The organism is Gallibacter sp. Marseille-QA0791 (genome assembly GCF_965119705.1).
In the GTDB taxonomy this organism is placed as follows: Bacteria; Bacillota; Clostridia; order Peptostreptococcales; family Anaerovoracaceae; genus Lentihominibacter; species Lentihominibacter excrementipullorum.
The window spans coordinates 1,287,939-1,313,998 of record NZ_CBCPMH010000001.1 but is presented as its reverse complement, the minus strand read 5'-3'; the positions used below and the strand labels follow the sequence as shown (position 1 = coordinate 1,313,998).

Genomic DNA, 26,060 nt, shown 5'->3' with positions numbered 1-26,060 from the left:
ATTATAGGAGGAAGTTATGAGCAATAAAGTTCTGGCAGGCAGATATGAACTGTTCGAGCGGATAGGAGAAGGTGGCATGTCGGTGGTATATAAGGCCAAAGACAAGCTGCTGAATCGTTTTGTGGCGATAAAAATACTCAAACCACAGTTTATCAACGACAGTAAGTTCATAGACAGCTTCAGAAGGGAGTCGCAGGCAGCGGCCAGCCTGTCCCATCCCAACATCGTCAACATTTACGATGTGGGAAGAGAAGGGAACATCCACTACATAGTGATGGAGCTTATAGAGGGAAAGACTCTCAGCGATTATATAAAGGAGCAGGGAGCCATGTCCTATCCGAAGGTCATCGCGCTGTCCAAACAGATAGCGGCCGCGCTGTCCTTTGCACATAAGAATCATATAATACACAGGGATGTGAAGCCTCATAACATCATGATAACGCCTAATGGTACGGCTAAGATAACCGACTTTGGTATCGCCAAGGCTGTCAACGCGGCCACTATCGTGGATAATACCGACGGTATCATAGGCTCCGTCCATTACTTTTCGCCGGAGCAGGCCAGGGGAGGATATGTGGACGAGAAATCCGATATATATTCCCTGGGCATCGTCATGTATGAGATGTTGACAGGCCAGGTGCCGTTTGACGGCGATAATCCGGTCAATATCGCGCTGATGCATATAAACGGCGAGATGATCCCTCCATCGAAGCTGGTCGATGGCGTCCCTCCGGCATTGGAGCACATAATCATGAAATGTACGGATAAGTATCCGATAAACAGATACGCTTCTGCCGATGAACTGATAGAGGCGCTCAATAATCTGGAATTTGTCGGCAGCGTCGTAGGAGATTCAGTCCTGATGGGAGGAGCTACAGGGACTATGAACAATGCGGCGGGCAATGGCCCTATAGCCGAGACCGATTACGATGACGGTGAAGATTACGACGATGAGGATGAAGACGATAAGAACGGCAAGAAGAAAGGCATGGACAAGAAGAAAAAGCGTCTCATCATAATCATCGCCGCTGCAGCGGCAGCCATCGTGGCAGGGCTGGCCATAGCCTTTGCCCTGGGAGCCTTTGGAGGCGAGGAGATAGAAACACCTGATTTCAGGAACATGACGTTGCAGGAAGCAAGGGAAGCGGCTAAGGAGTACGACCTTAACATAAGAGAAGGAGATCAGGTCATCAGTGAAGACGTGGAGAAGGGGCTGATAGTTTCACAGGATCCGGAAGCCGGCTCGACGATAAAGACGGGAAGCACGGTCACGGTAAATATAAGCAACGGGCTTGGAGACGGATCGGTACCTGATCTGAGAGGAAAGCAGCAGGATGAGCTGTCTGATTATCTGGAGGCGGCCGGATTCACTTTAGGAACAGTGACGACGGAAGCCAGCGAAGAGGAAGAAGGGACTGTAATAAGTCAGGATCCTGAACCGGGATCCACTGCTGAAAAGGGAAGCGCTATCAATGTAGTTGTCAGTGACGGTTCTCTGGCCAAAGCCATAGTGCCTTATCTTGTAGGGCAGAGCCTCAGTGACGCTCAGGCAGCCTTGCTTAACGCCGGACTCACGGTGGGGAGCATCAGCTATGACTACAGCAACACTTATGCCGAAGGCGAGGTCATGTGGCAGCAGTATGACGCCAACGCCCAGCTGGAGAGAGGAACGGCAGTAAGGCTCAGAGTCAGCAGGGGAGAGGAGCCTGACGAGCCGTCGACGACAGCTCCTAGTCAGGGCAACGAGGATTCCGATGAACAATAGTGATAACACCAGGAACGATTACCTGAAGGGTACTATCGTAAAGGGCATCGCCGGATTTTATTATGTAAAATCCGGCGAATCAGTCTATAGGTGTAAAGCCAGAGGTGTTTTCAAGCAGCGGGATATAAAGCCGGCTGTGGGGGACATGGTAATGATGGAGATCATCGAGGGAAATGACGACAGCCTCATTACAGAGATATTGCCCAGAAAAAACAGCTTCATAAGACCTTTTATCGCTAATGTGGACTGCTTCATCGTGGTGATGGCGGCAGCAAAGCCACAGCCAGTGCTGACAGTAATGGACAGGTTCCTGGTGATGGCGGAAAAGGCCGGAACGGACATCGTCATATGCGTGAACAAATGCGACCTGGCGGAGTCGTCCGTTTCAGGGAAGGCGGGGAAAACCCATGAGAAAGCCGTAAAAAGCATAGCGATGATACGGGAAGTATATGAGCCGATGTATCCGGTAGTATGTCTCGACAGTATAGGCGGCGCGGGCTTTCATGAATTGAAGAGACTCATAGAGGGGAAGCACGCAGCACTGGCTGGCCCTTCAGGAGTAGGTAAATCGACCATACTCAACAGACTGATACCGCGAGCAGGTGCGGAGACGGGAAGTGTGAGCGAGAAGTCCCAGCGGGGAAAGCATACCACAAGACATTCGGAGCTGTTCGTCATAGATGAAGAGCGCGGCACGATGATATTCGATACACCGGGATTCACATCCTTTGATGTGTTGACAGCTGACGAGGAGGAATTGCAGCATATGTTCCCGGAGATACGGGAAAGAGCCGGCGGATGCAGATATAACGATTGCAGACATCTGGCGGAGCCGGGATGCTGTGTGCTGGAAGCGTTGGAGAAAGGCGAAATAAGCACCAGCAGATATGATTCGTATAAAATGATGATGGAAGATATAAGAAAATCGAAACAATACTGATACAATATGGCTGACCGACAGAGGCCGGATCCAGAGACAGGAGGTGGCGAAAAATGATACGACTGGCGCCATCCATACTGTCCGCAGACTTTTCAAGGCTGGGAGACAGTGTGGCGATGATAGAGAGGGCAGGAGCCCATTTGATACATGTGGATGTGATGGACGGACACTTTGTCCCCAACATAAGCTTTGGGGCAGCGGTGATGAAAAGCCTTTCGGGCAAGACGACACTGCCCTTTGATGTGCATTTGATGATAGAGGACCCTGACAGATATCTGGAAGATTTCGTCACAGAACAGACGGAATATATAACAGTTCATCAGGAAGCCTGCGTCCATCTCAACAGGACTATACAGCATATAAAGTCTATGGGCGTGAAAGCGGGAGTGGCTCTCAATCCGGCTACATCTCTTTCGACCTTGGATTTTTCCATAGAAGACGCGGATATGGTATTGGTGATGTCAGTGAACCCCGGATTCGGAGGACAGAAGTTCATCCCTTCAGCCATAGAAAAGGTGAAGGAGCTGCGGACGCTGAAAATGGAGAGGAACCCGCGGCTTAAGATAGAGATAGACGGAGGGATAAACCTGGACAACGTGAAAACGGTCACGGATGCGGGTGTCGAGATCGTGGTGGCCGGCTCGTCGGTGTTCGGTGCAGGCGACGTGGAGAGAAACGTCAGAGAGTTCCTGGCGAAGACCGGGCAGAAGTAAGGGGAATTTGCTGTTTAAGGAGGATAACATGAAGATAGTACTGGACGGAATGGGCGGCGACAACGCGCCGGAGGCTATCGTCAAGGGAGCGGTCGAAGCTGCCGCGCTGATAAAGGATGATATATACATAGTAGGACGCAGAGAGGAAATAGAAGCCGAACTGAATAAAACCCGGTTCAAAGGAAAGAACATAAAGATAGTGGACGCCAGAGAGGTGATAACCATGGAAGACAGTCCGGTCAAGGCTATCAGAAGAAAGACCGAGTCGTCCATGGTCATCGGGCTGACGATGGTCCGGGACGGACAGGGAGACATATTTATTTCGGGGGGAAATACCGGGGCTCTGGTAGTGGGTGCCAGAATGATACTTGGCAGGATAGAGGGGATCGACAGACCTGCGTTAGCCAGTATATACCCGTGCCTGGGCGGTGAACCGTCGCTGCTGGTGGACGCGGGAGCCAGCTCTGAAGCAAAGGCTCAAAATCTTCTGGAGTCAGGCCTCATGGGCAGCATATACATGGAGAAGGTCTGGGGTCGTGAAAACCCAAGAGTCGGTTTGGTGAATCTGGGAACAGAAGAGAGCAAGGGTACCAGCGTCATCAAGGACGCTTATCAGAAGCTGAAGGCGTCTCCTGTGAATTTTGTAGGCAATGTGGAGGCCAGGGAACTGCCGGTGGGAGCGTGTGAAGTGATCGTATGCGACGGTTTTGTGGGCAACGTCATTCTCAAGCTCACTGAAGGAGTGGCCTGGAATATCCTCAAGCTGATCAGGAACAAAATGATGAAGAATATCAAAAATAAGCTGGCGGCACTGATGATGAGATCAGATCTGAATGCTATGAAGAAGGAGTTCGATTATGAGGAATATGGCGGAGCTCCGATACTGGGGATCAACGGGCCGGTGATAAAGATACACGGTTCATCGGGAGCAAACGCAGTGAAGAACGCCATATTGAAGGGGATACCGTACAGCAGGGAAAACGTTGTGGAGATCATCAGACAGTCTATGTTGGATCTGGAAGAGATCATAGAAAAAGATGAAGAGGAGTAAAGCGGGAGATGGAGGATATCAGGCAGCTTGAGAAAAAGTTGGGATACCGTTTCAAGGACAGGAGCCTTCTGAAAAAAGCCGTTACTCACAGCTCATACGTCAAGGAGCACGACAGGAACGGGCAGAGTAACGAACGGCTGGAGTTTCTGGGAGACGCGTTCTTCGATGCTGTGATAGGGGAAGAGCTGTACAGGAGCTTTCCAAAAGAAGAGGAAGGCTTCCTTTCCAGGACAAGAGCGACGCTGGTGTGCGAGAAATCGCTGGCCAATGAAGCGAGGAAGTTAGGACTGGGAAATTATATACTGCTGGGCAACGGAGAAGCTCACAATGGAGGACGAAAACGAGAATCTATCCTGGCGGATGCCATGGAGGCCATAATAGGCGCCGTGTATCTCGATGGCGGATTCGAAGCGGTCAAAGAGCTGGTGCTCAGACTTTTTGCGGCGGTCATTGAGGACGCGAGACATGGCAAGTTCATCATCGTTGACTATAAGACAACGCTGCAGGAAAAAATACAGAATGACGGAGCTGCCAGGATAAAATACGTGCTGTTGAAAGAAAGCGGACCGGATCATGATAAGACATTCCAGGTACAGCTTGAAGTCAACGGAAAGGCTGTTGCCAGAGGGACGGGCAAGAGCAAGAAGCAGGCCGAGCAACGGGCTGCCAGGGCCATGCTGGAGAAGGAGATATAGTATAGATGTATTTTAAGCGGATAGAGATGCATGGGTTCAAGTCCTTTGCCGAACCTGTGACTATAGAGTTCGACAGGGGACTGACCTGTATCGTGGGGCCTAACGGCAGCGGCAAGAGCAATATAAGCGACGCTGTAAGGTGGGTGCTGGGAGAGCAGAGCCCCAAGACGCTGAGAGGCGGGAAGATGGAAGAAGTCATCTTCTCGGGAACTGACAGCAGGAAATCCAGGGGAATGGCTGAGGTCACGCTGGTCATCGACAACGAAAACGGCAGCTTGCCTATAGATTATAAGGAAGTGGCTCTGACGAGGCGTATGTTCAGGACAGGTGAGAGTGAGTATCGTATCAACGGCAACCAGTGCAGGCTTCGGGACATACGGGATCTGATAATGGATACAGGGATAGGTGTCGACGGATACTCCATAATAGGGCAGGGAAAGATATCGGACATATTGAGCACTAAAACTGACAGCAGAAGAGAGATCTTTGAAGAGGCTGCGGGAATAGTGATGTACAGGACCAAGAAGTCTGAATCGGAAAGGAAGCTGGAATCCACCAGCGCCAATATGGAACGTGTCAATGATATCATCGGTGAGCTGGAAGGCCGTATAGGGACTCTCAGGAAAGAGAGCGCCAAGGCCAGGGAGTATATCGGCCTGCGTGACCGTCACCGGGAGCTGGAAATAAACATAACCCTGAAGAATATAGAAAACATAGAACTGAAAAACGAGTATATCATCGACGATATCGCAGAGCTGACAAGTTCTATCGAAAGCTGCGATGAAAAAAGCCGCCAGCTGGAAAAGAGATCAGCTGAGAGCAGTGACCGTCATCGGGAGCTGGAAGAGCTCTCGACGGAGGCCAGGGAAAAGCTGATGACCGTGATAGAGCAGCTCAACGAATCTGTCAACAGGGAACAGCTGGACAGGGAGAAGCTGACATCCATAGAGGAAAACCAGGTGCGTCTCAGAGGCGAGATGGAATCTCTCGGCGAGAGGAAGGCGAGAGAACAAGCCCTGGCAGGTAAATACAGCGAGAAGTCGGCGGAAACAGAAGTACAACTGTCGAGAGCCCTGGAGACCCTGAGGGAAAAAAAGCTGGGCTATGAAGCGGCGTCCGGTGAACTGGATTCACTGACCAGGCAGATGGACGACTGCAAGAACGACATATACGAGCTTTCAGGAACGATAAATTCGGGAAAGGCAGAGATAAACAGCCTGCAGCGTCTGCAGGAACAGCTGGAAGCCAGACGGGAGCTGCTGATAAAGGAAAAGATATCAGGAGAAGATAATAATAAAGAGACTCTGGACCGGCTGGGGAGATTGAGGAACCAGAGGGATCAGATCTTACAGGAGCTGGACGAGACCAGAGAACGGTTGACAGACAGCAGACAGCAGCTGGATGAGAGCCGGAAACGGGAAAGGCAAGTGGACGGCCGGCTGGAAGAGCTGAAGATATCTTCGGGAAAACTCTCCGCCAGATTGAAGACTATAGAAGAAATGGAGAGTAATTACGAGGGATACAATCACGCGGTACGCCATGTGATGAAGTCAGGTATCAAGGGGATAGACGGAGTGGTGGCGGATCTGATAGAGGTACCCAGGGGGTATGAGACAGCTATGGAAACCGCGCTGGGAGCATCATTGCAGAACATCGTCTGTGAAGATGACGGCAGCGCCAAGGCTGCCATCAGATCTCTCAAAGAGAGCAGAGCCGGAAGGATGACTTTCCTGCCGGTCAGTTCCGTCAGAGGTCGGGCCATCAGGGACAGGAAGCTGGAAAAGGTGACCGGATTCATAGGCTTCGGACCTGACTGTCTCAGCTGCGACGACAGATACAGGGGCATCATGGAATATCTGCTGGGAAGAGTCGTTATCGTAGACGAGATGGACAACGCGTTGAAGATGTCCAAGATAGTATCAAACCTGAGATTTGTAACGCTGGACGGGGATGTGATAAACGCCGGAGGAGCAATAACAGGAGGCCGTTATAAGAACAGGACGGCTAATATTCTGGACAGAAAGGCTGAAACAGCGGAACTGCGTCAGAAAGTAGCTTCGTCGGAGGATGAGATAAGGACTATGACGGCGGAGCTGGAGAAAATAAGATCTGAGATATCCGGACTGGAGAAAAATTCATCCCGGCTGGAGGAGGAGATCTCCGGCAAAAATGGCAGACTGATGGCTGCGGAAAACGAAATGAAGCTGGCGGAATCAGCGCTGGCCGATATGAGGTCAGGAAGCGATAAGCTGGATCGTGAGCTGGAAAACATAGACAAGGAAAAAGAAAAATCCGGCAATATGATCCGCGAGATAAAAGAAAAGATAGAAAACGCTTATATCGAGGTCAAGGAAGCCGAACGTCTGGGAGATGGATATAAGGAGCTTCATGAGACACGAAAAGCCCAGTTTGACATGGCCAGTGAGGAGATAACGAAGGCTCGGATATCGGTGACGGAGCTGGAGCGTGAAAAGGAACACGCAGCGGCTATGGCAGCAAGGGTGGAGACAGCCATTGAGGAAATAAGGCGCGATATGGAGGCTAAGGAACAGGAACTGGCCGATTTGGATGGTGAGAAGGAGCGGATGATCTCCAGCAGCGGTTCGGCTGCCGATATCATTCGACAGAAGGAAGAGGAAAAGAAACGGCTGGAGGAATATATCGCAGAGCTTTCGGAGGAGAAGACTCAGGCAGCCAGGGCGTCTGAAGAAGCGGCTTCGGAGAAGGAAGCGCTGAACGTCAAACTTTCGGAGCTGAGGAACAGAAAGTATGAGCTGGAGATAAAGAAGGCAAAAAACGAGACGCAGCTGGATACATATAAAAATAAGCTATGGGATGATTTTGAGGTCTCATATGTGCAGGCTGTTGAGTTCAAGAGCGACGAGTTTGTCATGTCGGCGGCCGTAAAAGAGAACAGACAGATAAAGAACAGGCTGGGTGAGCTGGGAGAAGTCAATATAGGCGCCATCGAGGAATATGAGACTGTCAGGGAGCGATATGATTTCCTGGTGAGTCAGCGGGAGGACATAAGGGAAGCCGCAGACGGCCTCAGCAAGATGATAGGCGATATGGACAAGACCATAAAGACCAGGTTCAAGGAGAGCTTCGACAGGATCGTAGATAATTTCGAGAGGAAATTCAAGGAGCTGTTCGGAGGCGGTCATGCCGAACTGAGGCTATCTGACGAGAACGACCCGCTGGGATCGGATATAGATATCATAGCGCAACCTCCAGGAAAGCGGCTTCAGAATATCAATCTGCTGTCGGGCGGTGAGAAGACCCTGACAGCCATCGCGTTGATGTTCGCGGTACTGGAGGCAAAGCCCACACCTTTCTGCATTCTGGACGAGGTGGAGGCGGCTCTTGACGATGTGAATATAGACAGGTTCATAAATTGTCTCAGGGAATTCACGGGAGTCCAGTTCGCGCTGGTGACTCATCAGAAAGCAACTATGGAGCACGCCGATGTGCTGTACGGCATAACTATGCCGGAAAAGGGCGTTTCCAAGGTGCTGTCTCTGAGTCTGGATGACGATTTTGAAATTTGACCGGGAGGAAGATCATATGTTAACTGAAGGAAAGAAACGCTCATTTCTGGGAAAGCTGTCGCGGAAGATCGGCGATGCCCTCATGGGAAGGGCTGCTGTGGATGAAGAGTTCCTGGAAGAGCTGGAGGAGATACTGATAACGTCCGACGTGGGCATGGACACTACCATGAAGATCGTGGAGATGCTGCGGGAGGAGATAAGGAGCAGTAACCTGTCGGCGCCGGAGGATATAAAGAAATGTCTCAGCGGAATAATAGAACGGCTTATCGACAAGGGCGCGGCTCATACGCTCTGCCAGGAGACGCCACTGGTCATTCTGATGATAGGCATAAATGGAGGCGGTAAGACTACCACCATAGGGAAACTGGCCCACAGACTGAGGAACCGGGGGAAGACCGTGATGCTGGCTGCAGCAGATACATTCAGAGCGGCCGCTGCGGAGCAGCTTTCCATATGGGGCGAGAGGGCCGGTATAAACGTCATCAGGCACGGGGAAGGAGCTGACCCGTCAGCCGTCATATATGACGCCATCCAGTCGGCCAAGGCAAAGGGTATAGACGTGCTCATCTGCGATACGGCAGGAAGACTCCAGAACAAAAAGAATCTGATGGATGAGCTGGAGAAAATGAATCGGGTGATCGGAAGGGAGTTTCCGGAGGCGGCCAGAGAGAATCTGCTGGTGCTGGACGCCACTACAGGGAAAAATGCTGTTTCGCAGGTGAAGGAGTTTGGCGAGGCGGCAGATATAACGGGAATCGTATTGACCAAGATGGATGGGACAGCAAAAGGAGGCATCGTCATAACCATAGCGGATGAATTCGACATGCCTGTCAAGTTCATAGGAGTAGGAGAGGGAATTGACGACCTGAAAGAGTTTGAACCGGCAGAATTTGCGGAAGGGATAACTTATGAGTAAGCCTTTAGTGGCCGTGGTAGGGCGGCCTAACGTGGGAAAATCCACATTTTTCAATAAGGTGGTAGGCAGGAGGGTCTCCATCGTGGAGGATACTCCTGGTGTTACCAGGGACAGGATATACGCTGAGGCCGAGTGGTCCGGCAAGCATTTTGCTCTGATAGATACGGGTGGTATCGAACCTGACAGCAAGGATATCATCCTCTCGCAGATGAGGGAACAGGCTCAGCTGGCCATGGACACGTGCGACGTGATACTTTTCATGACGGACGGGAAAGATGGAGTAACAGCTTCCGACAGGGAGGTGGCATCCATGTTGATGAAGACGGGCAAGGAAGTGGTATTGGCCGTCAACAAGGTGGATACTTCCAGGCTGCCGGATGACTTTTACGATTTTTACGAGCTGGGACTGGGCGAGCCGATACCTGTTTCCGCGGCCAACATGCTCAATCTGGGAGATCTTCTCGACAGAATAATCGAAAGCTTCCCGGAAGGGGCAGGAGACGAGGATGAGGACACTATCAAGATAGCCATGATAGGCAAGCCCAACGTGGGGAAATCGTCTCTTGTCAACAGGCTGCTGGGAGAGAATCGAGTCATCGTATCGCCTATAGCGGGCACTACCAGGGATTCTATAGATACGCCTTTTGAGAAGGACGGAGAGAAGTACCTTCTGATAGATACCGCCGGAATAAGGCGAAAGAGCAAGGTGGACGAGGATATAGAACGATTCAGCGTTATCAGGGCGGTAGCGGCCATAGAGCGGTGTGATGTGTGTCTGCTGATGATAGACGCCAGGGATGGTATAACGGAGCAGGACAAGAAGATAGCCGGCATGGCCCATGAAGCAGGAAAGGGCATCGTTGTGGTGGTCAACAAGTGGGACCTTATCGACAAGGATACCAATACCATGAGCGAATTCAAAAAGGAGATGGCCAGGGAGCTTTCTTTCATGTCATACGCTCCGTCGGTGTTCATATCGGTGTTGACGGGCCAGCGTGTGGACAATGTGGTGGAAATGGCTAAATATGTGGCCGAGAACAGGGCTATGAGGGTGCCTACGGGCCAGCTCAACAGCCTGATATCCGATGCCATGATGATGAAGCAACCGCCGTCCGACAAAGGAAAACGGCTAAAGATATACTATGTGACCCAGGTGGGAGTCAAGCCGCCGCTCTTTTCCTTCAAAGTCAATTCCCGGGATCTGATGCATTTCTCATATTCCAGGTATATGGAGAACAAGATAAGGGAAGCTTTCGGGTTCGAGGGGACGTCACTGAAATTCGTATTCAGAGAAAAGGGAGACAAGGAAGATGAATGATATATGGATGGCGGTGCTGGCCGCTGTGATAGCTTATTTTATCGGAAATATCTCGCCGTCCATACTGATGGCGAAGGCCAGAGGGATAGATATACGGAAAGAGGGGAGCGGAAACGCCGGCACCACCAATGCTCTGAGGGTGATGGGAAAAAAGGCGGGAGCCATAACGCTGGTAGTGGATATACTGAAGGGGACCTGTGCCGTGGTGCTGGGATACTTGCTGGCAGGGAACACAGGAGCCATGTGGTGTGTGGTAGCCGTATTCTGCGGCCATGTGTGGCCGGTTTTCTTCGGATTCAGAGGAGGGAAGGGCGTAGCTACGGCATTCGGCGCGCTGCTGGGGCTCAATCCTCTCATGGCGCTGGCTACGCTGGCTATCGTAGTGATAGGTGTATTGATAACCAGGAGGATGTCGGTAGGGTCTATACTGGGAGCTATATGCTTCCCGGTGCTGTCATATTTCATGGAGCCTGATTTCGTGCATCTGGGGATAATCGTGGCGGTGATAGTGCTTGTCAAGCACAGATCCAACATAGGACGGCTCATCAGAGGGGAAGAACCGATCATGAGCATATTCGAGAAGAAGGACGATTCGCGTGAGCAGGAGGGAAAGTAGATGAAGACCATAGGAATAACAGGAGCCGGGAGCTGGGGGACAGCTCTGGCTACGGTGCTGGCCGGAAAGGGCCATAGAGTAAGGATATGGGATATAGACGAGAGACATCTCAGATCCATGGAGGAACATCGTGAGAACGTGGATTATCTTCCGGGGGTGCCGCTTGACGATAACATAGAGATAACATATACTACGGAAGCTGCGCTCAAGGATGCCGATGTGGTCCTTTTTTCCGCTCCGGCTCAGCATTTCAGGGAAGCGTTGACTTCGGCGCTGGAGTATATAGGCAATGCCGCTATTGTGATAAACGTGGCCAAAGGGATAGAGCAGAAGAGTCTGAAGAGGATGTCAGAGATAGCTGCGGAGCATCTGGATCTGGATCGGTATGTGGTGTTGTCGGGACCGTCACATGCGGAAGAAGTGGGAAGGAGACTGCCGACCACCGTAGCTGCGGCTTCCTATGACCTGAAAGCCGCTGAAGCAGTGCAGGATCTGTTCATGACAGACAGATTCCGGGTCTATACCACCGAGGATGTAGTAGGTGTGGAATTGGGAGGTGCTCTCAAGAACATCATCGCCCTGGGAGCCGGTATATCGGATGGAATGGGCTTTGGAGACAACGCCAAGGCTGCATTGATGACGAGAGGGCTGGCAGAGATAACCAGGCTGGGAATCAAGCTGGGAGCCAGACCGGAGACCTTTGCGGGACTTACCGGTACAGGCGATCTTATCGTGACGTGTACCAGTATGCACTCCAGAAACAGGCGGTGCGGTATCATGATAGGTGAAGGGATGAGCCCTGAAGAGGCTACGAAAAAAGTCGGTATGGTGGTAGAAGGGATGTTCACCACCGAAGCCGCCTATGAACTGGCCAGACGTGAGAATGTGGAGATGCCAATCACCGAAGCCATATACAGAGCGATAAAGGGTGAGATAACGGCAGCGGAAGCTGTAGGGCTTCTCATGGGACGGACAAGGAAACATGAACAAGGATAAGGAAATGGGACTGCTTGACGGCAAGAAATACAATATCATAACATTCGGGTGTCAGATGAACGAACACGATTCTGAGACCATCGCGGGAATGCTGCAGGAGCGTGGCTGCGCGGAGGTGCCGACTCCCGCGGAGTCGGACATAACCATAATAAATACATGCAGCATAAGGGAAAACGCGGATAAGCGGTTTTTCGGCACCCTGGGACAATTGAAGAAGATAAAAGAGCGGAACCCGGGATATGTGGCCTGTGTCTGTGGCTGTATGATGCAGCAGCAGCACATCATCGATACGGTCAAAAGCAAGTACCCGTGGGTGGATATAATTTTCGGCACCCATAATATACACAGGTTCCCGGAGCTTCTGTCCAAAGTTTACGGGGAGAAGATGAAGATAGCTGAAGTTTTCGAGGACAGCGCGGATATCGTGGAAGGCTTGCCGGCTAAAAGACTTTATCCCCACAAGTCCTTCGTCAACATCATGTACGGCTGCAACAACTTCTGCACTTACTGTATCGTGCCATATACCAGGGGCAGGGAAAAGAGCAGACATCCGGAGGATATCCTGGATGAGATAGCCGGGCTGGCGGCCGATGGAGTCAAGGAAGTAACGCTGCTGGGGCAGAACGTGAATTCATACAGAGGGATAGACGGGACGGGACGTCAGTGGGATTTTGCCGACCTCATATACGGGATAGACGATATATCGGGCATCCAGCGGATAAGGTTCATGACATCCCATCCAAAGGACTTGTCTGACAAGCTGATACAGGCTTACGTGGACTGTGATAAACTGTGCAATTACATACATCTGCCCGTTCAGTCGGGAAGCGACGACGTGCTGATGCGGATGAACAGGAAGTACAACAGGACGCGTTATCTTGAGCTGGTCGGGAAGCTGAGGAGAGCAGTCCCGGATATAACCATAAGCACTGATATAATAGTGGGCTTTCCGGGAGAGACCGAGAAAGATTTTCAGGATACTCTGGATCTGGTGAGAAAGGTGGGGTATGATTCGGCCTTCACCTTCCTCTATTCTATAAGACAGGGGACTCCTGCGGCCGGATATGAGGATCAAGTACCGGAAGATGTCAAGCATGAACGATTCGACCGTCTGGTGGATCTCATCAATGCCGGAAGCGCGAAGAAAAACGCGGCATATAAGGGAAGGATAGAGAAGGTACTGGTGGATGGTCCCAGCAAGAAAGATCCGAAGACCATGACAGGAAGGACGGAGGGATTCAAGCTGGTGGATTTTCCCGGCAGCCCGGAATTGACGGGAACTATGGTGGACGTAGAGATCACAGAAGGAAAAACTTTCAGTCTGAAGGGGAGGCTGGCGCGATAGCATGACGGTGATATCCGGAGGACGGGAGATAATATGATAGAGAGAAAAGAACTGAAGAAAAGCGCGAAGCAGTCATTGAAAAAGCATTACTGGCTGTTCGTGGCCATATGCCTTTTCGCGGTGTTCATAGGAGCTGAATTCGGCTCGTCATTGGACATATTGCGATCTAATGGCGGAAGTAGCGAAGACGAAGGATATGAGACCCTCAATGTGTCGGTGTCGGGAATAGGTCTGGGATTGAGTATGGCTAACAGCGACGTGGTGGAAGGCATCATCGATGAGCTACTCATGGGGCAGATACGTGAGGGGCGCGAGATGTCCCGCCAGCTGGAAACTGAGATAAAGGAAAACGACGACAGCAAGATATTGGGGCGCGACAAGGGTGTCTTTTCAGATATCGCCAACTCCGTAAGCTCAGGGAAAATATACGTGGAGATATTCGAAAAGGCCGACCATGTGTTTGGCTCCAAGAGCTTTGTCGCTATAATGTTCATCGTGCTGTCTATGATGTTTCACGCATGCCTGCTGTTTTTTGTGAAAGATTGTTTTGTTGTGACGTCGCGGCGCTTTTTCCTCGAAGGACGGATATACGAGAAGATACCGCTGACGAGGCTGGGGTATCTGCCTCGGTCGCGAAAATGGACAAAGTCGGCTTTCACCATGTTCCTGCTGAGTGTCTACAGGACATTGTGGGCATTTACCATAATCGGGATACCTATCAAGCATTATTCGTATTTCCTGGTGCCTTATATAGTGGCGGAAAACCCTGATATCAAGGCAAATGAAGCCATAACCCTTTCCAGAAGGATGATGAAGGGACATAAGTGGGAGTGTTTCAAGATATTCCTCAGTTTCCTCCCATGGTTCCTGCTTGACTATGTGACGTTGGGCCTGGCATCAGTATTCTACACCAATGCCTACAGGACGGCTGTGTATTGCGAGTATTATACGGAATTGAGATGGCTGGCCAAGGAGAACGGCATACCCGGAGCTCAGTTACTGGACGATACATATCTGTTCCGCAGGCCTGAGGTGTATGAGATGGCCGAAAGCTACGGAGATGTGATGAAGTATATCAGCGAGCCGGTTCCGGAGGTGCAGAAGCCGACAGGATTGAGAGGTTTTCTGGAAAACTGGCTGGGCGTGATGCTGCTGGGCACGGAGCGTGATCTGGAGTATGAGAAGCTGCAGGCCAGGAACGACAATATCAGACGCCTCAAGAGTATATTCAGAGGGGAGCAGTATCCGGAACGATTGTTCCCGTCAGCAGAACTGGCCGGGAGGATAAGCCTGGATACACCTCATTACATAAGGAATTATTCCATACTTTCGCTGATATTGCTGTTCTTCATCTTTTCACTGATAGGATGGATGTGGGAGGTGAGCCTTCATCTGGTCAAAGACGGAGTCTTTGTCAACAGAGGGGTTCTTCACGGGCCGTGGCTGCCTATATATGGAGCGGGCGGCGTCATGATACTGGTATTGCTGAATAAGTTCAGGAGGAATCCTCTGGCGGAGTTCGTGGCGGCCATCGTGCTGTGCGGCTTCGTGGAGTATTTCACTTCATTTTTCCTGGAGATGATATTCGGACAGCGATGGTGGGACTACAGCGGATATTTTCTCAATCTCAACGGACGGATATGCGGAGAAGGTCTGCTGACCTTCGGTATGGGCGGCATGGCCATAGTTTATCTGCTGGCTCCGGCCCTGGATAATATCATAAGGAAGATAAAGCTCAAGGTGCTGATCCCGGTTTGCCTGGTGCTGGTATGTGCTTTCATCACAGATCAGATATATTCTTCCAGTCACCCTAATGAAGGGAAGGGTATCACCAATTACAGGGACAAGGCAGCTGTCGTGGAGGAAATAGCGGCTGAGGCCTTCGACAAATCATGAAATAATGGAGAATAAAAACGATGCCTCCTCATATACTGTATTGATTTACAGTGGAGTACATGGGGAGGTATTTGTTTTGGAAAATATAAGCATTTACGAGAACATAGGCAAGCGAACAGGCGGCGACATTTACATAGGAGTGGTGGGGCCTGTGAGGGCGGGAAAATCCACGTTCATAAAGCGGTTCATGGATTTGATGGTCATCCCCAATGTAAATAATACATATGAAAGGCAGAGGATACTGGACGAAATGCCACAGAGCGGCACAGGGCGGACCATAACGACGACGGAGCCCAAATTCATCCCGGCGGAAGCAGTCAGGCTGGAACCGGAAGAGAATGTGAGCCTCAAGATAAGGATGGTCGACTGTGTAGGATACATGGTACCGGGAGCTATGGGGCATATGGAGGATGGGGAGGCCAGAATGGTGTCGACGCCGTGGAGCGACGAGCGTATCCCCTTTGAAGAAGCAGCTGAACTGGGGACTGAAAAGGTGATAAAGGATCATTCCACGGTAGGCATTGTCGTCACTACCGACGGGTCGATAGGCACTATGGAGCGAGGCAGCTATGAGGAAGCTGAAGCGCGGGTCATAGAACAGCTGAGAGAGCTCAATAAGCCTTTTGCCGTGCTGCTCAATTCCACTCATCCTTCATCGGAATCCACCAGGGAGATAGCGGAGGCCATGGAGCGGAAATACGGGGTGCCTGTGACCAGAGTGGACTGTGCCAGGGCCACGGAGAACGAAATAAATGGGATCATGACAGAAATACTGGGAAGGTTCCCGGTCAGAGAAGTGGTCTTTGGTATCCCGGGATATATGGAGGGGCTTGAGCCGGATCACTGGCTGAAAGAGCAGGTGACGGAGAGCATCAGGAGCTGGGCTGATAGCTTTGATACCATAGAGGAGTTCAGGAGCGCCGCCGATGAGCTGGCCGACGGCGATACCATAGAGAGCACCGAGATAAGGAATATAGACATGGGAACCGGGGAAATAGAGCTGCGGCTCAACATGGCTGGTGACCTCTACTACAGGATAGTGACCGAGCTGATGGGTACCCGTGTCAGTGATGATTACCAGTTTTTCGGACTGTTGAAGGAGTTCGCAGAGGCCAAGCGGGCTTACGATAAGCTGAAGGGCGCCATGGAGCAGGTGGAAGAAAGAGGCTATGGCATCGTGGAGCCGAAGCTGAATGAAATGGTGCTGGATGAGCCGGAGGTCTTCAAGCAGGGAAGCAAGTACGGGATAAAGATAACGGCAAAGGCTCCTACGCTTCATATCATCAGGACGGATATAACGACGGAGATATCTCCGGTGGTGGGAAGCGAGAAGCAGTCAGAGGATCTGGTGGCCAGTCTGAAAGAGGAGATGGAGAACTCGCCTAATGGGATATGGGACACCAATATCTTCGGAAAATCCCTTTACGAGATGGTGGCGGAACAGATGGAGACCAAGATAGCCGGCGTTCCGGATAACATCAGAGTCAAGATGCAGCGTTCTCTTCAGAAGATAAGCGATGAAGGCAAAGAGTATTTCATATGTATCGTGATCTGACGTGCCGTCCGGCGGAGGAAATATTAGTATTTGAGCCTTTCGTGGTATATAATAATACCATGGAAAAGAATCAACAGAGAGCGATAATAATGGTGGTGGTGATAACAGCTTTTATCACCACCTTTACAGGCAGCGCTTTGAATCTTTCGGTACCGGATATAGGTCAGCAGTTTGGAGTGAGCGCAGGCTCGGTAGGTTGGCTCATAACGGGATATACACTTTCGGTAGCCGCTTTTTCGGTGCCGCTTGGGAGGCTGGCAGACATGACGTGCAGGAAAACAGTTCTGGTCGTCGGTATCGTCGTATTTGTTATCTGCTGCGGCGCGGCTGCTTTTTCCACATCTATGGCTATGCTGCTGGCTTCAAGGATAGTGCAGGGCATAGGAGCGTCTATGATATTCAGCACCAATACGGCTATCCTGGTGGATGCCTTCCCCGGAGATCAGCGAGGACGGGTCCTTGGATATTCGTTGGCATCGACGTATGTGGGACTTTCGGCGGGACCTGTAGTAGGAGGACTGTTGAATCATAATCTGGGGTGGCAGTCCATATTCGTGCTGACAGGAACCCTGGGCGCGGTGGCTTTTTTTACCGCTTTGCTGAAGCTGCCTCGCGAAAGGCGTGTGGCCGGCCTGGCCGGGGACAAGCAGGCCGGAGACGGAATGAAGATACGAAAGGGCGGCAGAGCTGACCTTGCCGGGAATGTCATATATGTGGCATTTATCGTATTGATGATGTATGGGCTGTCTGAAATAGGAAGTGGAGCAGTTCCCGTACTTCTGACTGTGGCGGGTGTCATACTGGGTGTTGTATTTGTGGTCCACGAGCTGAACGCAAGCTCTCCGATAGTGGACGTGAGGCTGTTTCGTGAGAATAAGGGATATGGATTTTCTAACCTGGCGGCGATGCTCAATTACGGAGCGACATTTGCCATAAGTTATCTGGTCTCCATATATCTGCAGGTAGTGATGGATTACTCATCGCAGACAGCCGGATTCATCATGATATTCCAACCTGCCATTATGGCAGCGCTTTCACCTGTCATGGGGAGATTTTCCGACAGGTTCTCACCGTTCAAGATGTCGTCGGCAGGGATGGCATTTTGTGCGGCGGGTACGTTTATATTCATCTTCCTGAGCGAGGAGACTCATTTGGCGCTCGTCATCACGGCTCTGGTGATCACCGGTGTAGGGTTTTCACTGTTCTCATCGCCAAATACCAATGCGGTCATGTCATGTGTGGACAGAGCGGAGTATGGTGTGGCATCGTCGGTACTGGCTACCATGAGATCGATAGGCCATACTCTCAGCATGGTCATCGTGACGGTGACAGTGTCGGCACTGGCGGGAGAGATGGCTCTGGCAGCGGCTCCGGCAGAAACATTGATAAAGGTCATAAGGATATCGTTTATCATATTTACGGGCATCTGTGCAGGAGGTGTCTTCGTTTCTCTGAAGCGGAAATAAGGGGGAGTGTTATTTACTTCAGATGCAGGCGATTGTTGTTGGGATTATCTCAGGGCTGTCTGTCTTGACAGTTAAGACTCAGAGCTGTCTGTCATGCCTGGCACCACTTGACAATCGCCGGATTTTTTATATATTATTATGATAAAGCGATGAATCGAACGAGGAAGGAAAAATAAGATGAAAGAATTGAAAGCTTCCAAAAAGAGAACAGAACAGGACAGGTCGAAGCTCACTGAAACGGTGAAAGGAATAATAGATGAAGTGAGAACGCATGGTGACGCGGCGCTCCTTCAGTACAACCGCAGATTCGACAGCTGTAACAGGACGGCGCTGAGGATCTCGAAAGAAGAAATAGAGGAGGCGTATAAGACGGTGCCTGATGTGGAGATAGATGATATACGTCGGGCGGCGGCCAATATAAGAGCGTTCGCTGAGGCTCAACGTGAGACTATAGGGGTGTTGGATGGCTTTTCTCCCGAGCCGGGTATGGAGCTCGGGCATAAGGTCATACCGGTGGAATCATGTTGCTGTTATGTGCCTGGCGGCGGGTATCCGTTGTACTCCACCGCGCTGATGCTGGGGATACCGGCCAAGATAGCCGGTGTAGAACGTATCACAGCTTGTTCTCCGGTGATAAAGGGGACGGACAAAGTACATCCGAAGACGCTGGTAGCCATGGATATCGCCGGTGTGGACGAAATCTATGCTGTGGGCGGAGCTCAGGCTATCGCGGCATTTTCATATGGAACTGAACAGATCCGGCCGGTGAACCTTATCGTGGGGCCCGGCAATAGCTTTGTGACCGAAGCAAAACGGCAGTGCTATGGTAAAGTGGGGATAGATTTCGTGGCAGGCCCCAGCGAGGTGCTGGTAATAGCTGATGGCGGAGCAGATCCGGATATCATCGCTGCAGATCTGCTGGCTCAGTCGGAACACGATAAAGAGGCTAAGGGGATCCTGGTCACCACTGATGAAAAGCTTGGGACAGCAGTGATGGAAGCTGTTGAAAAACAACTTCCTGAGCTCGATACGAAGGATATCGCAGCCAGTTCGTGGAATGATTTCGGTGAAGTGCTGCTGGCAGATTCACTTGATGAAGCTGTGGAGTATGCCAATGGATACGCTCCCGAACACCTGGAAGTGAACGTGAGAAAAGAGGAGGAAGATGCCGTAGTCAGTCGGTTGAGAAATTATGGCTCTCTGTTCATCGGCGGTAATACTGCCGAAGTGTTCGGCGATTATGCTTCAGGACCTAATCATACCTTGCCTACTCTGGGCGCGGCCAGGTATACAGGAGGCGTATGGACAGGCACCTTCCTGAAAATATGTACATATCAGACGATGAGCGCTGATGCGATGATGAAGATAGCCCCTCTGGTATCCAGCCTGGCCAGAGGTGAAGGTCTGGTTGGTCATGCCAGAGCGGCGGAGATACGGATGGAGAAGCATTCGGGAAGAAAAGACAAGTGAAGATGAACGAACCGGGGCTTTTACCGGAAAATACATCCATTTCGTTTTGATGGAATGGATGTATAGATGATGCTGATACCGGCAGAAGTACATGACGTTGCAGTATATGTGGCAGATGCAGGAGGTCTTTATGAACAGCAGTGACAGACGTACGAAATTAAAAACAGAAGACTATAAAGCGGTGCTCGACAATATTGACGATGGTATTTTTGTCGTCGATACGAAAGGCATTATTCTGGAAGTCAACAAAGCGGTGGAGAAGAACGGCGGAAAAAAGATGGATGAGCTGATCGGAAGGAATATAGACGATCTGGTGAAGGAAGGCTATTGCAGCGAATTCGTAAGCAGCAGAGTGTTGATGAGCGGAAGAGAAGAAGTGTTGGTGCAGAAGACCGGCGATAACAGGGAGCTGTTGGTGACCGGGGTCCCATATTATGAGGATGGACGGCTCAAGCTGGTGATAGCCTGTGAGCGCGACGTGACGGAGTTGGCAAAGACGAGAGAGCGGCTCATGCGAGTAAAGAAACTGAATCAAAAATATGAGCAGGAACTGGAACGCTTGAGACAAGCCAGCGGATTTTCGAGGAAAATAACGGCCGTGTCACAGAACATGAAGCAGTCGGTGGAAATGGCTCATAAAGTAGCCAGACTCAATACCACTGTCCTGATACAGGGCGAATCGGGCACCGGTAAGGAAGTGTTGGCCGATATGATACACAGGGAGAGCTCCCGCGCGGACAGCCCCTTTATAAAAGTCAACTGTGGAGCGATACCGGACAATTTGTTGGAATCAGAAATGTTCGGATATGTGGAGGGAGCGTTTACAGGAGCTCGCAAAGAGGGGAAAAGCGGATATTTCGGCATGGCTAATGGCGGGACTATATTTCTTGACGAGATAAATTCTATCCCTTTCAATTTGCAGGTGAAGTTGCTGAGGGTCATACAGGAGAGGGAAATGATGCCGGTAGGAAGCGATAAGCCTGTGAAGCTGGATATAAGGATAATCGCCGCATCCAACAGTGACTTGAAAGAAATGGCGGCTCAGGGGAAGTTCCGACAGGATCTGTATTACAGGATAGGTGTGGTATCGATAAACATACCGCCTCTCAGGGAGCGGAAAGAAGATATCGTACAGCTGACGAAGGATTTTGTGGATAAATTCAACAGAAAATACAAAACACATAAATGGATAGATCCGAAGGCGCAGAAAAAAATGCTGGCTTATTCCTGGCCGGGAAATGTGCGGGAGTTGGAAAATATGATAGAGAGCCTGATAGTTGTGGGAGATGGGAATGTGATAACGGCCAATGACGTGAGCAGTTATATATTTGAAGAGCGCGGGGCCGGTCCGGATGCGGACTATAAGATCACCGGGTCGATAGATGAGATGGTCAGGGATTTTGAGGCTGAATTGCTGAGAAAAGTATATGCCGATTGTGGGAATACCGGGGAAATGGCAAAGCGTCTTCAGACGACCAGAAGTACCATTAACAGGAAGCTTGCCAGATATGGGATCAGATAAAAAAGTTTTTTGACTTTAATGTGATATTTTGCGCGACGCAATTCTGCGTAACGATTAACGCAAAATTGCGTTAAAAACAGGCAAATAGTGCGAAAATATTGCAAAAGCGACGCAAATATGCGTTAAAAGTAAATTAAACGCAACATAGTTATAAAATATACGCTTTATAATGTGAGAAAATCGCAGAATGTGAAAATGGACCGGTCGAATGTTTTCTGAAAATTAAAAAATGTCTGTTTCTGAAAACCGCATAAAATCAATGGTTGTGTTGGTTTTGGGCGACAAGTGGAAGAAAAAAGCTGCCATGTTGGCAGCTTTTTTGCGTTAGATAATAGTGCGCGTTGAAAATGAAGTATTATTCGGATAATAGGAATTGTGAAGGAGGGAAAAATGGATAGCTATGGAATCATTACATTGCTGCCGCCTGTATTTATAATAATATTCGCGCTTGTAACCAAGAAAACATTGGAAGCGCTGTTGCTGGGCGGTTTGATAGGTTCTGTCATCGCATATGGTACGGGATTCTTCTGGGGATATCTGGATTTCATGTATGAAGTATTATCGGACACCGGGAACATATGGATGATACTCACCGTAGGTCTTTTCGGTTCGTTTATCGCCATAATGCGAAAGGCGAAGGCCACATCCGGCTTCACCAGATTGGTGCTTAAATATTCCGATTCGGAAAAGAAATCCATGTTTATTGCGTGGATCCTGGGACTGATAATTTTCGTAGACGAATACCTGAACGTACTGACCATCGGCAATGCCATGAGGACAGTCTGCGACCAGCAGAAAACGCCGAGGGAGATGCTGGCGTACATCATAGACTCAACCGGCGTACCGGTATGTATGCTGATACCGATTTCGACTCAGGCAGTATACTGGGCGGGAATGCTGGAACAGGAGCCTACCCTGGAATACCTGGGGGGGGGTATGGATATATTCGTTAGCACGATACCGTTCTCGTTTTACGCTATTGCATCCACGATCATCGTTCCGTTTGTTATCCTGGGGATAGTGCCTAAGCTTGGAGCCATGAAGAAGGCATACAAGAGAACCGCAGAGACCGGGATGACATATAACGAGGGAAGCAGGAAGTTTAATCTCAATGAGGATTACGATCCTGACAACGCTGCAAGCGTATGGGATTTCGTCATTCCGATGTTGGCTCTGATAGCAGGTACACTGTATTTTGATGTCGATCTTCTGGTAGGAGTCGTTATCGGTACGGTAGTGGCTTCAGCCATGTACATGATAAAGAGAAGGCTGACTTTCTCAGAATTTTCCGATGCGTTTATCGGCGGTTTCGGGGATATGATGCTGATGTTCGGGATAATCGTTTCCGCGCTGACTTTGCAGAAAGTGCTCGAACATATAGGAATGTCTGATTTTATAATAGATTCGGTTGCACCGTATGTTTCACCGGCTATACTGCCGGCTGTAGCGTTCGTGCTCGTAGCGTTGCTCTCCTTCGTAACGGGAAGCTGCTGGGGAGTGCCGGCAGTTACTATACCTATCATAGTTCCGCTGGGAGCTGCGGTAGGCGCTGATCCGCTGATCACTGTAGCGGCGATACTGTCTTCGGCTACATTCGGAGCACACGGCTGTTTCTACTCCGATGCTGCGGTACTGTCTTCTTCGGCATCAGGCATAGAAAACATGGATCACGCGTTGACTCAATTGCCATATGCGCTGATATGTGCAGGATTTGCCATCATAGGATACCTGATAGCAGGGTTCCTTACATGTTAAAAATATCAACTTATATCGAATAAAGGCTGTAAATGAAAGCTGATAATAGAAAGGAGAATCATCATGATGAAATTAGTTATTCTGGGAGCGGGGTTACAGGGAAATATCTGCTGCACGGATCTGTGCGACGCGGAGCTGAGCCCGGGTGAAAAGGAGATCATTATCGCCGATTACGATTTGAAAAAGGCTGAGGACGTAGCTAAGAAATTCGGTCTTAAGGCCGTACAGCTGGACGTCCGCGATCATGACAGACTGGTCGAGGTGATAAAGGGTGCTGATATCGTTCTCAACTGCGTACAGTATAACTGGAACATAGATATAATGAAGGCGTGTCTGGAAGTAAAGGCTCACTATATCGACCTGGGTGGTTTGTTCCACGTTACCAAGAAGCAGCTGGAACTGGATGAAGAATTCAAGGCAGCCGGCCTCACAGCTGTTTTGGGAATGGGCAGCACACCGGGTACCATGAATGTCATGGCAGGATACGCGGCCAGCAAGCTGGATACCATAGAAGAAGCCAAGGCCATCTGTGCCTGCGGGGATTTCACCAGGACCAACGCCATAATCGGTATCCCTTACTCTCTGCTTACGGTAATGGAAGAACATACGCTGGAACCATGGATACTCAAAGATGGAGTCCTGCAACCGGTTCCTGCAGGCAGCGGAAGAGAGATCATAGACTTCACTGAGCCGATCGGCCCTGCAGAAGCATTCTATTGCATCCACTCCGAGCCTGTTCAGTTTGCCAGCTCCTTCAAGGAAAAAGGTATAAAGAACGCCAGCTTCAAACTCTCGCTTTCGGAGGATTTTGAGGAAAGGATAAGCTTCCTGGCAGGTCTGGGATTCGCGACGGAGGATCCTGTCTCCGTACAGGGCCAGGATGTGAACCCTCTCAGGACAATGATAGCGGTAGTGAACAAGTACCTGGAAAATTACGATGGAAGTCAGGACGGAGAACTGAACGACTGCGATGTTCTGAGGGCAGTAGTGACTGGTACAAAGGATGGTATCGAGAAGGAGATAATGGTTGAATGCGTCATCAGGACCAGCGAAAAGTGGGGGTTCATGGCCGGTGCTCTGGATACAGGCGTACCGCCTTCGATAGTAGCTCAGATGATATACAATGGACAGATAACAGAAAGAGGGGCATTCGGCGCGGAAAAAGGAATCCCGGCGATCCCTTACTTCAAAGAACTGTCCAGGCGTCAGATGCCGGTGTATTGCGTGGAGAAGACTCCGCTTTCCGGCAGTGATTTCACGCAGCTGAGACGTGAGATGTATAAGCCTAAATAGGAGAATCAGATAGGAGAAGCCATATGAGGATATGTAATAAGGGTATTATAGAGAACTACGGAGAAATCACGGGTAATGTCCCGCACGGAGCGGTAAAGTACATAGATCCGGAAGTGATGGAAAAGGAAGGAAAATCTACAGCCTTCTATTGTATAATGGCTATGATAGTGCCTATCGTCATCTTTTCCATAAAATACGTGACAATAAAAGACACCCCGATGATGTTCAGTATACTTGGCATAGTGATAGGCTGCATGCTTCTGTTGCCCCATGAGCTGCTTCACGGTATCTGCTTCCCGAAAGGAAGCCGGGTGGAGCTGTATCAGATGATGAAACCGGCCAAGATGTTCGTCACCAGTGACAAGTCCATGAGCAGAGGAAGATTCATTTTCATGAGTCTTTTCCCGAGCCTGGTACTGGGGCTGCTGCCTCTTCTCATATGGCTGTACATTTCTCCTTATACATATTTGGCAAAAACTTTGTTTTCCATTGGGTTCATTGGAATGATAACTGCAGGGAAGGATTTTATGAATGTGATGAAGACATTGGGAAATGTTCCTCCCTTTTACAGAGTACAGATGTCAGGAGCGAAAGTGTATTGCATTCCGCCTTTCCAACAGGCAGATAAATGATCGTATCCGCGATGAACAGCAGAGAGCCGCGCGTCAGAAGAAGTCTGGCGGGCGGCTCTTTGGCATATTTCCGTGGTGGCGCAGAAATGTGGCGGATTTAGGAATGGCTGACTGCGGTCAGATATGCCAAAAATACGGTTGCCGAAAGGGTTTATAGGCATAAAGGGAAGTTTTTCCCTTCTGTTTCGAGGATGATATGCTTATAAGTCCTTTTTCGCAGCGGGGAATTGGCATATTTTCATGGAAAACAGGCGGCGGGAATGCCAAAAGGCCTGTGTCCGTTTCGGGAGTTTGGCATATCATCTGGCGGCAGGAGTGGTGAGATGGAGTGAATATGCCAAAAGCGCGTCAGAAAGCAGTGTTTTAGGCATATTTAAGATCCGACGTGGCGTCATGCCTGATATCTGTCAGATGCTGAGCGGTGTGTCTGACATCCTGGAGCTTTCCATATCCCGGCAGCCCTTTTGGATAATTTTCATGGTAATTATCCGCAGCGGGTAGTATAATAATGGCAGATAGGAAGCGGGCTTTTGAACGGTCCGGGCGGATGATGCGATAACGACCGTAC

The 26,060-nt window shown here is 50.2% G+C and carries 20 protein-coding genes; all 20 read left to right on the top strand.

What is annotated here, in order from left to right:
• Positions 1–16 precede the first annotated feature (16 nt).
• Positions 17–1,765 (top strand): Stk1 family PASTA domain-containing Ser/Thr kinase, encoded by a 1,749-nt coding sequence (pknB, locus tag ACQY69_RS06045; RefSeq protein ID WP_428259442.1) that lies wholly within the window; start codon positions 17–19, stop codon positions 1,763–1,765.
• On the top strand, positions 1,755–2,705 hold the full coding sequence (rsgA, locus tag ACQY69_RS06040) for a ribosome small subunit-dependent GTPase A (RefSeq protein ID WP_428259440.1): 951 nt from the start codon (positions 1,755–1,757) through the stop codon (positions 2,703–2,705). The genes pknB and rsgA overlap by 11 nt, the downstream gene beginning before the upstream one ends.
• A 53-nt stretch (positions 2,706–2,758) precedes the next feature.
• On the top strand, positions 2,759–3,418 hold the full coding sequence (rpe, locus tag ACQY69_RS06035; RefSeq protein WP_428259438.1) for a ribulose-phosphate 3-epimerase: 660 nt from the start codon (positions 2,759–2,761) through the stop codon (positions 3,416–3,418).
• A gap of 28 nt (positions 3,419–3,446) precedes the next feature.
• Positions 3,447–4,469, top strand: coding sequence for a phosphate acyltransferase PlsX (plsX, locus tag ACQY69_RS06030; RefSeq protein ID WP_428259436.1), 1,023 nt, complete (start codon positions 3,447–3,449; stop codon positions 4,467–4,469).
• Positions 4,470–4,477: 8 nt separating this feature from the next.
• On the top strand, positions 4,478–5,164 hold the full coding sequence (gene rnc / locus ACQY69_RS06025; protein ID WP_428259434.1) for a ribonuclease III: 687 nt from the start codon (positions 4,478–4,480) through the stop codon (positions 5,162–5,164).
• A gap of 5 nt (positions 5,165–5,169) precedes the next feature.
• Positions 5,170–8,712: a chromosome segregation protein SMC gene (gene smc, locus ACQY69_RS06020; RefSeq protein WP_428259433.1), complete on the top strand. Its 3,543-nt coding sequence runs from the start codon at positions 5,170–5,172 to the stop codon at positions 8,710–8,712.
• A gap of 16 nt (positions 8,713–8,728) precedes the next feature.
• Positions 8,729–9,628 (top strand): signal recognition particle-docking protein FtsY, encoded by a 900-nt coding sequence (gene ftsY / locus ACQY69_RS06015; protein WP_428259432.1) that lies wholly within the window; start codon positions 8,729–8,731, stop codon positions 9,626–9,628.
• A complete protein-coding gene (gene der, locus ACQY69_RS06010; protein ID WP_428259430.1) occupies positions 9,621–10,946 on the top strand; it encodes a ribosome biogenesis GTPase Der in 1,326 nt (441 codons plus the stop codon). Before ftsY ends, der begins: the two co-directional genes overlap by 8 nt.
• Complete coding sequence (gene plsY / locus ACQY69_RS06005) at positions 10,939–11,562, top strand: glycerol-3-phosphate 1-O-acyltransferase PlsY (RefSeq protein ID WP_428259428.1); 624 nt, start codon at positions 10,939–10,941, stop codon at positions 11,560–11,562. The genes der and plsY overlap by 8 nt, the downstream gene beginning before the upstream one ends.
• The gene (locus ACQY69_RS06000; RefSeq protein WP_428259427.1) at positions 11,563–12,558 is read left to right on the top strand and encodes an NAD(P)H-dependent glycerol-3-phosphate dehydrogenase; all 996 of its coding nucleotides are present in this window, start codon (positions 11,563–11,565) and stop codon (positions 12,556–12,558) included.
• On the top strand, positions 12,545–13,903 hold the full coding sequence (gene miaB, locus ACQY69_RS05995) for a tRNA (N6-isopentenyl adenosine(37)-C2)-methylthiotransferase MiaB (RefSeq protein WP_428259426.1): 1,359 nt from the start codon (positions 12,545–12,547) through the stop codon (positions 13,901–13,903). Before ACQY69_RS06000 ends, miaB begins: the two co-directional genes overlap by 14 nt.
• Positions 13,904–13,936: 33 nt before the next feature.
• Entirely contained in the window at positions 13,937–15,799 is a 1,863-nt protein-coding gene (locus ACQY69_RS05990; protein WP_428259424.1) for a DUF975 family protein, read from the top strand.
• A gap of 76 nt (positions 15,800–15,875) precedes the next feature.
• The gene (spoIVA, locus tag ACQY69_RS05985; RefSeq protein WP_428259422.1) at positions 15,876–17,354 is read left to right on the top strand and encodes a stage IV sporulation protein A; all 1,479 of its coding nucleotides are present in this window, start codon (positions 15,876–15,878) and stop codon (positions 17,352–17,354) included.
• On the top strand, positions 17,339–18,820 hold the full coding sequence (locus tag ACQY69_RS05980; protein ID WP_428259420.1) for an MFS transporter: 1,482 nt from the start codon (positions 17,339–17,341) through the stop codon (positions 18,818–18,820). The genes spoIVA and ACQY69_RS05980 overlap by 16 nt, the downstream gene beginning before the upstream one ends.
• A 177-nt stretch (positions 18,821–18,997) precedes the next feature.
• On the top strand, positions 18,998–20,290 hold the full coding sequence (gene hisD, locus ACQY69_RS05975; RefSeq protein WP_428259419.1) for a histidinol dehydrogenase: 1,293 nt from the start codon (positions 18,998–19,000) through the stop codon (positions 20,288–20,290).
• A 130-nt stretch (positions 20,291–20,420) separates the two neighbouring features.
• Positions 20,421–21,812 (top strand): sigma-54 interaction domain-containing protein, encoded by a 1,392-nt coding sequence (locus ACQY69_RS05970; protein WP_428259417.1) that lies wholly within the window; start codon positions 20,421–20,423, stop codon positions 21,810–21,812.
• 390 nt (positions 21,813–22,202) lie between these two features.
• The gene (locus ACQY69_RS05965; RefSeq protein ID WP_428259416.1) at positions 22,203–23,567 is read left to right on the top strand and encodes a Na+/H+ antiporter NhaC family protein; all 1,365 of its coding nucleotides are present in this window, start codon (positions 22,203–22,205) and stop codon (positions 23,565–23,567) included.
• Positions 23,568–23,630: 63 nt separating this feature from the next.
• The gene (locus ACQY69_RS05960) at positions 23,631–24,860 is read left to right on the top strand and encodes a saccharopine dehydrogenase family protein (protein ID WP_428259414.1); all 1,230 of its coding nucleotides are present in this window, start codon (positions 23,631–23,633) and stop codon (positions 24,858–24,860) included.
• Between the two features lie 23 nt (positions 24,861–24,883).
• Positions 24,884–25,492 carry a DUF3267 domain-containing protein gene (locus tag ACQY69_RS05955; protein WP_428259413.1) on the top strand — a complete coding sequence of 203 codons (609 nt, stop codon included), beginning with the start codon at positions 24,884–24,886 and terminating at the stop codon, positions 25,490–25,492.
• A gap of 291 nt (positions 25,493–25,783) precedes the next feature.
• Positions 25,784–25,993, top strand: a complete 210-nt coding sequence (locus ACQY69_RS05950) for a hypothetical protein (protein WP_428259411.1) — start codon at positions 25,784–25,786, stop codon at positions 25,991–25,993.
• Positions 25,994–26,060: the final 67 nt, after the last annotated feature.